Raw genomic sequence first — 9,813 nt, 5'->3', positions numbered from 1 at the left:
GCCGGTCACAACTGCCAGGAGCCGAGATCGGCATTCACCCCGTCGCCGCCAGCCTGGCCGTCGGCGCCCAGGGAGAACACATCGATCTCACCGTTGGCGCCCGGGTTCAGGTACTGGTACGGGCGCCCCCAGGGGTCGTTGGGCAGGCGGTCGAGGTAGGCGCGCCATTGGCCGTCCTTGGCCTGGGCCGGTTTTTCCACCAGCACTTTCAGGCCCTGGTTCTGGTTGGGGTAGGCGCCATTGTCCAGTCGGTACAGCTTGAGTGCCTGCATCAGCCCGCCGATATCCTGGCGCGCCGCGGTGGCGCGGGCCTGGTCAGGGCGATCGAGCACCTTGGGCACCACCATCGCCGCGAGAATCCCGAGGATCACCACCACCACCATGATCTCGATCAGGGTGAAACCCTGCTGGCGGAGTCGATGGGCGGGCATGTTGCGGCGGACGATCTGCATCTCGGCATTCCTTGCGTGAGTTCGAATCGGGGGCCGATTGTGGCAAGCCGGTATGTCACGGATATTGAAAAAGCTCGGGAGTCGGCGTCGTCAAACCGTCATCGCGCCGCTCTACAGTACCGCTTTGGCCTGCGCGAGAATGGAGCCCCTGTGCGCACCACCGAGGACGGTTTCACCCTGATCGAAGTGTTGGTGGCATTGACCATCGTCGCCGTGGCCATGGCCGCCGCCGTGCGCGCCACCGGCTTGATGACCCAGGGCAACGGGCTGTTGCGCGACAAGGGGCTGGCCCTGCTGGCGGCCCAGGGGCGCCTGGCCGAACTGCGCCTGGAGGGTGGCGCGAAGCCCGGCGTCAGGCAGTTCGAATGCGACCAGGGGCGTTTGCGCCTGCGCTGCGAACAACGAATCGCACAGGCGCGGGCCGGATTGCTGGAGGTGTCGCTGCAGGTGTTCGAGCGCCAACGCGAAGGGCCTGCGCTGGCGCGATTGCAAACATTGGTGGGTCAGTGAACGCAGCGCATCATTTCACCGTGACGCCCGCCTCAGGATGCCCCGCCTCCACCCGCGCCGCATACCGCTGCGCCAGCACCGCGCAGACCATCAGCTGGATCTGATGAAACAGCATCAACGGCAGGATCATCGCCCCGATGCCGCCACCGACGAACAACACCTGCGCCATGGACACGCCCGTCGCCAGGCTCTTCTTGGAACCGGCGAACAGGATAGTGATGCGGTCCTCGACATTGAACCCCAGCACTCGCCCGAGCAGTCGTGTGCCCAGCAGCACCACCGCCAGCAGGATGCCGCACACGGCGAACAGCCCGGCCAGGTGCGGCGGCGAGACCGTATGCCACAGGCCCGTGACCACCGCTTCGCTGAAGGCGGTGTACACCACCAGCAGGATCGAGCCCTGGTCCACCACCTTCAGCCAGCGTGCATTGCGCTTGACCCAGGCGCCGATCCAGCGGCGGGCGACCTGTCCGGCGACGAAGGGCACCAGCAACTGCAAGGTAATCTTCAGTACCGCGTCCAGCCCGGAGCCGGTGTCGCCCGAAGCGCCCAGCAGCAGCATCACCAGCAGCGGCGTCAAGAAGATCCCCAACAGGCTCGAGGCCGCCGCGCTGCAGATCGCCGCCGGCACATTGCCCCGGGCCAGCGAGGTGAAGGCGATCGCCGACTGCACCGTGGCCGGCAAGGCGCACAGGTACAGCACGCCCAGGTAAAGTTCATTGCCCACCAGCGGCACGAACAGCGGCTTGAACGCCAGCCCCAGCAGCGGGAACAGCACGAAAGTGCAGGTGAACACCAGCAGGTGCAGGCGCCAGTGGCCGGCACCGGCGATGATCGCCTCACGCGACAGCTTGGCGCCGTGCAGGAAGAACAGCAGGCCGATGGCCAGGTTGGTCAACCAGCCGAACAGCAGCGCGCCCTCGCCGGAGCACGGCAGTACGGTGGCGATGAACACCACCCCGAGCAGTGCCAGGGTGAAGTTGTCGAACAGCATCCGTAGATATCTCATCACAGTTTCCGTCTTGTCTTTGTGCAAGCCCGGACGATAAGGTCTTGGCCTTTGTGCCGCTAACGCCGGAACCCCTGTCGGTGTCGCCCAACGGACACCTCGCTTCGCCACGCCCCTGATCCACGACAAGGAACGCCCCACCATGAAACGCCCCCCTCGCCTGCTGCTGGCCACCGCCCTGACGCTGGCCGCGCCCCCCCTGCTGGCCAACAACTTGCAAACCACCGTCGATGACGTCATCCCGGCGCTGATGCGCGAGCAAGGCATTGCCGGCATGGCCGTGGCGGTGTATGCCAACGGCCAGTCGCATTACTTCAACTACGGCCTGGCCGACAAGGCCAGCCGCCAGCCGGTTAGCCGCGACACGCTGTTCGAGGTCGGCTCGGTGAGCAAGACCTACACCGCGACCCTCGCCGCCTTGGCCAGCGCCGAAGGCAAGCTCGACTTGCAGGCCCCCGCCAGCCGCTACCAGCCGGCCCTGGCCAAGGCCTCGATCGGCAAGGCCAGCGTCCTGGAACTGGGAGCCTACAGCGGTGACTGCCTGCCCTTGCAGTTCCCCGATGAAGTACAGACGCCGTCCCAGACCCTGGCCTGGTTCCAGCACTGGCAGCCCCGCTTCGCACCCGGCACTCACCGCTGCTACTCCAACCCCAGCCTGGGCCTGTTCGGTGACCTGGCGGCCCGTGCGCAGCACCAACCGTTCGCCAAACTGATGACCCAGCAGGTGCTGCTCCGCCTGGGGCTCAAGCACACTTACCTGGAGGTTCCGGCCAGCGCCCGCGGGCTCTACGCGCAAGGCTACGACGCCAAGGACCAGCCGGTGCGGGTCAACCCGGGCCCCTACGCCGAGCAGGCCTACGGCATCAAGACCAGCGCCAGCGACCTGCTGCGCTATGTGCAACTGCAACTGCAGCCGGACACGCTTGACCCCGCCATGCGCAAGGCCATCGCCATCACCCAGTCCGGTTACTTCCAGGTCGGCGCGATGATCCAGGGCCTGGGCTGGGAGCGCTACCCCTACCCGGTCAGCCTCGACACCTTGTTGGAATACAACGGCGCCAAAATCATCCGCGGAGAAAACCCGATCCAGGCGCTGAACCCGGCGCTGCCCGCCGATCCAGCCGCCTGGTACAACAAGACCGGCGCCACCGGCGGCTTCGGTGCCTACGTGGCGTTCGTGCCGTCCAGGCAGATGGGCATCGTCCTGCTGGCCAACCGCAACTACCCCAACGAAGAACGCGTGCGCGCCGCGCAACGCATCCTTTCCAGCCTGGAGCCGTGACATGCTGAAGATCCTGGGCAAGGCCTCGTCGATCAACGTGCGCAAGGTACTGTGGACCTGCGCCGAACTGAACCTGCCGTTCCAGCGCGAAGACTGGGGCAGTGGCTTTCGTGCCACCGACACGCCCGAGTTCCTGGCGCTGAACCCCAACGCCACGGTGCCGGTGATCGTCGATGGCGACTTCGTGCTGTGGGAGTCCAATACCATCCTGCGTTACCTGGTCAACCAGTACGGCGGCGAGGCGCTCTACCCCGGCGCCCCGCGCGCCCGCGCCGCGGTCGACCAGTGGCTCGACTGGCAGGCCACCGACCTCAACGACGCCTGGCGCTACCCGTTCATGTCGCTGGTGCGTCAATCGCCGGCGCATCAGGACCCTGCACTGCTGGCCGCCAGCAGCGCCCAGTGGACGGCCAGGATGCGCCTGCTCGAAGCGCGCCTGCAGGCCACCGACGCCTATGTCGCTGGCGACGCCTTCAGCCTCGCCGACGTGGCCATCGGCCTGTCCCTCAACCGCTGGCGGCGCACGCCGCTGGAGCACCCGCAACTGCCGGCGCTGGAGGCCTATCATGAGCGCCTGCGGCAACGCCCCGGCTACCTCGAGCACGGCGACAACGGACTGGCGTGACAGAACCGGGAAGATTGTCCGACAAGATGTAGTGACTAAAAATAATCACTACAAATCTGTTGACGCCCTTCCCGCGCCTTGTGCATGATGAGGCCGTCTCCCCGATCGGGAGCGGTGGCAAGGGTGTTCCAGACGGCCTGCGCGGTAACGCAGGCCGTCCGTGGAGAGGGAAACTGCCCAGAAGGCAGCGTGAGAAAGCCCCTGTTGCGAAGCTGCTGTAGCAGCCTTGGTTAGCGCGCTACATCGTGTGGCGCCGAATGTGAACTTCAGCCGAACTTCACCAACGAATGAGAGTAATGGGGGCTTTATGATGAACTTGAACAACAATCCAACCATCGACCAATTGGCCCGTCTGTTCGCCGCGCGCAAGGACAGCCTCGACGACCACCTGCTGTGGGTCAGCCAGTCCGGTGAGGTCCGCCTGGACCGCCTGCCGCCGAACACGGTCGAAGCCGAATTCGAATCGCACATGCCCAGCATGCGCGCCCGCTTCAAGGTCTACCGCCGTGGCCAGGGCTACGTCGGCAAGAAGGCCGCCGCCGACACCACCTTCGTCGGTCGCGTACTGCAGACCCTGCAACAAGAATGGCCCGCCGCCCGCGAGCGGCAGGCAATCAAGGTGATCGACGCGCTGAACTGAAGCGGCGCAGCACACCGTTTCTTGAGCCCGGCCTGAAAAGGCCGGGCTTTTTCATTGCTGCTAGGCGAGGCGCCGACGTGGCACCTGTTCCGGTAATGGCAAAGCGCCGGTTGCCAGGGCGCGGGCGCGATCCACGCCCCAGACCAGCGCACGGGTCATGGTTTCGCCCGGCCGCGAGGGGTAGTACTCCTCGAGCAAGGCCTCGCCGCTGCGCGCATACAGTCCGAGAAACAACTGTGTGGCACCGACCCTGGATAGGCGCACCTGCACATCGAAGCTGGTGCCGTCGCTCAGTTCCTCGTCGTGACAGCGACTGTGCATCTGCGCATCGGCCCACTGCCAGTAGGTCTCTTCCCTGATTCGCATTGAAGTCGATACTCCGTGTCTGAAATCCCGCGCAAGAAAAGCACAGCCTAGGGCCTTCGGCGAGGGGGACGCACCGATACCATGAGCGGGGTCAAGAAATGGCGGGAAAGGCGCGCCGTCGGGCGGTTTCGTGTTGATTGATCAAACGTGATGCGGGGCAAGCCCGCTCCTGCTTGTGAGAGCGGGCTTATGAGGTCAACGCAGGTTCACTTCTTCGACGGGACACGCGGGGTGAAACGCCCCTTCTTGGCCCGTTGCAGGTGCGCCGGTTGCAGTTGCTCCGACTCGTCCAGGGTCATGTTGGCAAAGCCCAGGCGAACAGCCGCCTGGCCGCAGCGTACCTGGCTGTTGATCGGAAACGCATCGTTCAAGTCTTCGAAATAGGATTCGCTCATGCCCTGTCTCCCTCCAATGGCAACCGTGCCGGCAGGCAATACACCTGCCTAGTGAAGCGACGGTCCGTTGAAGTGAGACTAGCCGGTCATTTGCAGACCAGCCGGGCAAAATCTCCTGGCCCGACCAATGGCAACTGGCCTTACTTCAGACGTACCGCCGTGCCGGTGGCGAACACCACGACCATGCCACCCTGTACCGACGGCATGCTGATCTCGAAGTCCACGCCCACCAACGCATCGGCTTGCAACTGCCGTGCCCGCGCCATGAGTTCCTCGGTGGCCTGCTCACGGGCCAGCTTCAGCGCGCCCTCCAGGGTCTGCGAGCGGCCGCCGAAGACGTCGCGAAAGCGCGCGAAGAAATCGCGCACGAAGTTGATCCCCTGCACCGATTCGGCGCTGACCACGCCGAGGTACTCGGCAATCGGGCGACCGTCGAGCTGGCTGGTGGTGCTGATGATCATGGATGTCGCTCCTGAAACAAGACAAAAGAGCACGATCCTAACAAATCCGCCGCAAGCAAATTACACAAGCAATATATTGAATAATTATTTGCCGACTCCTAGAATTCCAGCGCAGGACCACGCAAGGAGCGTACATGACCGCCATCCCCGAACAGCCGCCGGCCCGTTGGAGCGAACTGCTCAGCGGCGGCAACGCGCTGCGCTCGATCGCCCTGGCTGGCGGTGTCGCCCTGCACGCCATCAATGTCTACATCGTCACTACCCTGCTACCGACGGTGATCGAAGAGATCGGCGGGCTGGCCTTCTATGCCTGGAACACCACCCTGTTCGTGGTCGCCTCGATCATCGGCTCCACCCTCTCCACCCGCCTGCTGGCCCGTGGCGGACCGCGGGTCGCCTACCTGCTGGCACTGCTGGTGTTCACCCTTGGCGCAATGCTCTGCGCCCAGGCCGGGAGCATGCCGGTGCTGCTGCTCGGGCGTAGCGTGCAGGGCCTGGGAGGCGGCATCCTGTTCGCCTTGAGCTATGCGCTGATCCACCTGGTGTTCGACAGCCGCCTGTGGCCTCGCGCCATGGCCCTGGTCTCGGCGATGTGGGGCGTGGCCACGCTGTGCGGCCCGGCCGTGGGCGGAGTGTTCGCCGAGGGCGGGCACTGGCGCTGGGCATTCTGGTCGCTGTTGCCGGTGGCTGGCGCCCTGGCGCTGATCGTCTGCCTGCGCCTGCCGGCGCGCCAGGCGCTGGACGACAATGGCGCGCGCCCGGCCTACGGGCTGATCGCCTGCCTGGTGGCCTCGGTGCTGGCGATCTGTGCGGCCAGCCTGGCCGACAGCCTGTGGATCAACCTGGCCGGCATCGTCGCCGGCCTGGCCATCGCCGCGCTGATCGCCCGCCTCGATCCCAGGGCGCGCCACCACCTGCTGCCCACGGGCGCCTACAGCCTCAGGCAACCGATGGGCGCACTGTTCGCCATGATGTGCCTGCTGGTAGCAGCCATCACCACTGAAATCTATGTGCCCTACTTCCTCCAGCGCATCCATGGTTTCGGCCCACTCGCCGCCGGCTACCTGACCGCCGTGATGGCCGCAGGCTGGACGGTCGGCGCCCTGGCCAGCGCCGGCCGTGACCGTGAAGGCGGCGCCTGGCAGATCCGCAGTGGGCCGCTGGTGGTCGCGGTGGCGCTGCTGGCCCTGGCCCTGCTGACCCCCGCCCCGGCCTGGATCGCCAGCGCGCCGGGCCTGGCCTTGTTCGCCCTGGCCCTGGCCGGCGTGGGCCTGGGGATCGGCCTGGGCTGGCCGCACCTGCTCACCCGGGTGCTGCAGGCAGCGCGCCCCGGCGAGGAAAACCTCGCCTCGGCCTCGATCACCACCGTGCAACTTTACGCCACCGCCCTGGCTGCGGCCCTGGCCGGGCTGGTCGCCAATGGTGCCGGGCTGGTCGAGCCCGGCGGCGAGCAAGGCGCGCGCCAGGCGGCGCTGTGGCTGTTCGCCGTGTTCGCCTGCGCACCGCTGCTGGCCCTGCCGTTGGCGCTGCGCCTCACCTCTGTAAGGAAGGAGTGCCCATGAAGGAATCCAAGGAAGTCTACGAGCGGATCAGCGAGCAGTTCGAAGACTTCACCAGCCACGCCAGCCAGCGCGGGGTCGAGGTCGACACGTTTCGCTACATGGCCGGCGACGTAACCGGCGATGAGATTCTCGACCTGGCCTGCGGGCATGGCTTCTTCAGCCGCCGCCTGAAGGACTGGGGCGCGGCTCGGGTGCACGGCGTGGACATCTCGCCGAGCATGATCTACCAGGCGCGCCAGGCCAACGACGGCATCGCCTACGAAGTGCGCGACGTGGCGCAGATGGGCCGCATCGGCCAGTTCGACAAGGTTACCGCCGCCTGGCTGTTCAACTACGCCGGCAGCGTCGAGGAGCTGCGGCGCATGTTCGAGAGCGTCGCGCTGAACCTCAAACCGAACGGACAGCTGATCGCCTACACGGCGAATCCCGCCTTTGACCTGGCCTTGGGCAATTTCACCGAATACGGCATCCGTGTGCTGGACGAGCAGCCGGTGGAAGGCGGCCTGCGCTGCCAGGGGCAATTCATGAGCTCACCGCCTGCGGACTTCACCTATTACCGCTGGGACAAGGCAGTCTACGAGCAGGCCGCCCACGATGTCGGCCTGCGCAATGTGCGCTGGATTGCCCCGCTGATCAGCGGGATCCGCAAGAAGGCGCATCCGCCGGGATATTGGGACCTGTTCGAACAGAACAGCCTGCAGGTCGGGTTGATCTGCAGTCGCTGAAATGATCGGGGCTTACGCATATCCCTGTGGGAGCGGCCTTGTGTCGCGAAAGGGCCGCGAAGCGGCCCCGGTAATTTCAGCGTTTCACCGCAATAGGGGCTGCTGCGCAGCCCTTTCGCGACACAAGGCCGCTCCCACAGAGATCGCGCCAGATTGAGGGGCCTGAGCAAGACGGTTGCTCCCACAGGGATAGTACAGCGCTCAGGAAGGCCTCAAACCTGCACCAACCACTCATCCACCAACCCCTGGCGCGCCAAGGCCTCGCACCAGGCCGGCTCGGCCTCGACCTGGACTTCGTTGCAGTCGAGCTCATGCAACGTCTGTAGTATCCGCAAGGCCCCCAGATCCTCCAGCACCTGGCAACGGGCCCGTGCATACCGACCGTCCCGCCTCGCCTGCGCCCCATGCAAAACCAGCGTCGGCGCACGCCCGTCGAGCATCTTGGCCGAAGCCGGGCAGTCCAGCCCCTGGTCGACCAATACCCGCAAGGGCACCACCGGTTCGGCGCGTTGCCCGGCAACCTGCGCCACCAGCGAGGTGTCGCAGGCCTTCACCCAGTCACAAGTGCTCAGCAGCGCCGAGGCCCTGCCCCGCCAGTGCGCCAGGGGCGCCTGCTCGTCGCAATGGCTGAGCATCGCGCCCTCGCCAATCGCGCCGATCTCCAGCGCCGCCGGACGCAATACCCGCACCCACGGGCGCTGGCGTTCGATGCGCGAGAAGAACCCGCGATTGAGCGCCCGCGCACGTGGGCAGGGCAATGCCTCGACCACGATGCCCGCCTCGCGCAGGCGATCCGCGCCGATGCTCTGCGAGACGTCGCCGCTGGCCGTGACCACCCGGCTTACCCCCGCCGCCACCAGGGCATCGGCGCACGGCGGCGTGCGACCCTGGTGGCCGCAAGGTTCCAGGGTCACATAGGCGGTCGCCCCGCGCGCCGCCGGGCCTGCCTCGCGCAGGGCGTGCACTTCGGCGTGGGGCTGGCCGGCGCGCTGATGCCAGCCGCGCCCTACCACCTGCCCGGCGTTGACGATCACGCAACCGACCCGCGGGTTGGGCATGGTGCTGTACAGGCCCTGGCTGGCGAGCGCCAGGGCCATGTCCAGGTAATGGCGGTCGATCGCACTCACGTGCGCACCAGCGCCAACAGGTAGCGGGCTTCGCCGTGCTGGCGCTCGATCACCTCCAGCCCCTCCCAGGTGAAGCCATGGGCCTCAAGGGTCTGACGGATACCATCGTCGGTGAAGAAGTAGCCTTGGCGCTGGTTGTCCATCTCGCGCCAGCCCGGCTGCGGATGGGCCGCGTCGACCCCGAACACGTTCAGCCCCACCAGCGCGCCGGGGCGCAGCAGGCGGCGCACATGGGCCAGGTACGCGCCCCACTCGTCCGGATGCTGGTGGTGGAAGCAGCCATTGTCCAGGGCCGCATCGAACACCGTGCCCGGCGCCGGCTGCCAGTCCTGCATGGCCTTGTTCACCAGGTCCAGGCGATCGCCCCAGCGTTTGCGCAGCAACGGCCAGCTGGAGTTCTCGACGATATCCAGGCCGGTGACCCGATGCCCGGCGAGGATGAAGGTGGAGGCGTCACGGCCACGGCCCACGCCGATGTCCAGTACATGCTGATCAGCACGGGGGTCGAGACGCTCGAGGAAAGCCTGGGCCGCCTGGATCATGCCGATGTCCCACGACCACTCGTCCTCGCCATGGCTGTAGCGGTGCACGAACGAAGTATCGAGGGCCTTGCGGTAGTCGCCCTGGGCCATGAAGTCACTTGCTTGCTTGCTCATGTG

13 protein-coding genes are annotated in these 9,813 nt (G+C 66.3%); 6 read left to right on the top strand and 7 right to left on the bottom strand.

Annotation, left to right across the window (positions count from 1 at the left end; all coding sequences use genetic code 11):
* Positions 1 to 5 precede the first annotated feature (5 nt).
* Positions 6 to 452: a type II secretion system major pseudopilin GspG gene (gspG, locus tag K5H97_RS11250; RefSeq protein WP_028691674.1), complete on the bottom strand. Its 447-nt coding sequence runs from the start codon at positions 450 to 452 to the stop codon at positions 6 to 8.
* 150 nt (positions 453 to 602) lie between these two features.
* Between gspG and gspI the strand changes: the two genes are divergently transcribed.
* Positions 603 to 962: a type II secretion system minor pseudopilin GspI gene (gspI, locus tag K5H97_RS11245; protein WP_028691675.1), complete on the top strand. Its 360-nt coding sequence runs from the start codon at positions 603 to 605 to the stop codon at positions 960 to 962.
* A 10-nt stretch (positions 963 to 972) separates the two neighbouring features.
* Here the strand turns inward: gspI and K5H97_RS11240 are convergent, their stop codons facing one another.
* On the bottom strand, positions 973 to 1,971 hold the full coding sequence (locus K5H97_RS11240; protein WP_036986293.1) for a bile acid:sodium symporter family protein: 999 nt from the start codon (positions 1,969 to 1,971) through the stop codon (positions 973 to 975).
* 142 nt (positions 1,972 to 2,113) lie between these two features.
* Between K5H97_RS11240 and ampC the strand changes: the two genes are divergently transcribed.
* The 3 genes from ampC to K5H97_RS11225 all read left to right on the top strand — a co-directional run bounded on the left by ampC (position 2,114) and on the right by K5H97_RS11225 (position 4,518).
* Positions 2,114 to 3,253, top strand: coding sequence for a class C beta-lactamase (gene ampC / locus K5H97_RS11235; protein ID WP_028691677.1), 1,140 nt, complete (start codon positions 2,114 to 2,116; stop codon positions 3,251 to 3,253).
* A gap of 1 nt (position 3,254) precedes the next feature.
* Positions 3,255 to 3,878 carry a glutathione S-transferase family protein gene (locus K5H97_RS11230; RefSeq protein WP_028691678.1) on the top strand — a complete coding sequence of 208 codons (624 nt, stop codon included), beginning with the start codon at positions 3,255 to 3,257 and terminating at the stop codon, positions 3,876 to 3,878.
* Positions 3,879 to 4,185: 307 nt separating this feature from the next.
* Positions 4,186 to 4,518 (top strand): hypothetical protein, encoded by a 333-nt coding sequence (locus K5H97_RS11225; protein ID WP_028691679.1) that lies wholly within the window; start codon positions 4,186 to 4,188, stop codon positions 4,516 to 4,518.
* 60 nt (positions 4,519 to 4,578) lie between these two features.
* Here the strand turns inward: K5H97_RS11225 and K5H97_RS11220 are convergent, their stop codons facing one another.
* The 3 genes from K5H97_RS11220 to K5H97_RS11210 form a co-directional block, all read right to left on the bottom strand.
* Positions 4,579 to 4,884 (bottom strand): hypothetical protein, encoded by a 306-nt coding sequence (locus K5H97_RS11220; RefSeq protein ID WP_028691680.1) that lies wholly within the window; start codon positions 4,882 to 4,884, stop codon positions 4,579 to 4,581.
* Between the two features lie 206 nt (positions 4,885 to 5,090).
* Entirely contained in the window at positions 5,091 to 5,279 is a 189-nt protein-coding gene (locus tag K5H97_RS11215) for a hypothetical protein (protein WP_028691681.1), read from the bottom strand.
* Positions 5,280 to 5,419: 140 nt separating this feature from the next.
* Positions 5,420 to 5,740 (bottom strand): YbjQ family protein, encoded by a 321-nt coding sequence (locus K5H97_RS11210; RefSeq protein WP_028691682.1) that lies wholly within the window; start codon positions 5,738 to 5,740, stop codon positions 5,420 to 5,422.
* A gap of 134 nt (positions 5,741 to 5,874) precedes the next feature.
* Here K5H97_RS11210 and K5H97_RS11205 point away from each other — a divergent pair, with 134 nt between their 5' ends.
* Together K5H97_RS11205 and K5H97_RS11200 are read left to right on the top strand one after the other, a co-directional pair.
* The gene (locus tag K5H97_RS11205) at positions 5,875 to 7,302 is read left to right on the top strand and encodes an MFS transporter (protein WP_028691683.1); all 1,428 of its coding nucleotides are present in this window, start codon (positions 5,875 to 5,877) and stop codon (positions 7,300 to 7,302) included.
* Positions 7,299 to 8,027, top strand: a complete 729-nt coding sequence (locus tag K5H97_RS11200) for a class I SAM-dependent methyltransferase (protein ID WP_028691684.1) — start codon at positions 7,299 to 7,301, stop codon at positions 8,025 to 8,027. Before K5H97_RS11205 ends, K5H97_RS11200 begins: the two co-directional genes overlap by 4 nt.
* Before the next feature lie 212 nt (positions 8,028 to 8,239).
* On the opposite strand, the gene ribD is transcribed toward K5H97_RS11200, so the two are convergent.
* A complete protein-coding gene (ribD, locus tag K5H97_RS11195; RefSeq protein ID WP_036986307.1) occupies positions 8,240 to 9,154 on the bottom strand; it encodes a bifunctional diaminohydroxyphosphoribosylaminopyrimidine deaminase/5-amino-6-(5-phosphoribosylamino)uracil reductase RibD in 915 nt (304 codons plus the stop codon).
* Positions 9,151 to 9,810, bottom strand: coding sequence for an SAM-dependent methyltransferase (locus K5H97_RS11190; RefSeq protein ID WP_028691685.1), 660 nt, complete (start codon positions 9,808 to 9,810; stop codon positions 9,151 to 9,153). Before K5H97_RS11190 ends, ribD begins: the two co-directional genes overlap by 4 nt.
* Positions 9,811 to 9,813 lie beyond the last annotated feature (3 nt).

This window comes from Pseudomonas mosselii (assembly GCF_019823065.1).
Lineage (GTDB): Bacteria > Pseudomonadota > Gammaproteobacteria > Pseudomonadales > Pseudomonadaceae > Aquipseudomonas > Aquipseudomonas mosselii.
The sequence above is the reverse complement of the archived record's forward strand: the minus strand, read 5'-3'. Positions and strand labels throughout refer to the sequence as shown.

Coding starts and splice junctions, on each gene's coding strand:
- K5H97_RS11190 (WP_028691685.1), bottom strand. CDS start 9,810: ATGAGCAAGCAAGCAAGTGACTTCATGGCCCAGGGCGACTACCGCAAG.
- ampC (WP_028691677.1), top strand. CDS start 2,114: ATGAAACGCCCCCCTCGCCTGCTGCTGGCCACCGCCCTGACGCTGGCC.
- K5H97_RS11200 (WP_028691684.1), top strand. CDS start 7,299: ATGAAGGAATCCAAGGAAGTCTACGAGCGGATCAGCGAGCAGTTCGAA.
- K5H97_RS11205 (WP_028691683.1), top strand. CDS start 5,875: ATGACCGCCATCCCCGAACAGCCGCCGGCCCGTTGGAGCGAACTGCTC.
- K5H97_RS11225 (WP_028691679.1), top strand. CDS start 4,186: ATGATGAACTTGAACAACAATCCAACCATCGACCAATTGGCCCGTCTG.
- K5H97_RS11210 (WP_028691682.1), bottom strand. CDS start 5,740: ATGATCATCAGCACCACCAGCCAGCTCGACGGTCGCCCGATTGCCGAG.
- K5H97_RS11240 (WP_036986293.1), bottom strand. CDS start 1,971: ATGAGATATCTACGGATGCTGTTCGACAACTTCACCCTGGCACTGCTC.
- K5H97_RS11230 (WP_028691678.1), top strand. CDS start 3,255: ATGCTGAAGATCCTGGGCAAGGCCTCGTCGATCAACGTGCGCAAGGTA.
- K5H97_RS11220 (WP_028691680.1), bottom strand. CDS start 4,884: ATGCGAATCAGGGAAGAGACCTACTGGCAGTGGGCCGATGCGCAGATG.
- K5H97_RS11215 (WP_028691681.1), bottom strand. CDS start 5,279: ATGAGCGAATCCTATTTCGAAGACTTGAACGATGCGTTTCCGATCAAC.
- gspG (WP_028691674.1), bottom strand. CDS start 452: ATGCAGATCGTCCGCCGCAACATGCCCGCCCATCGACTCCGCCAGCAG.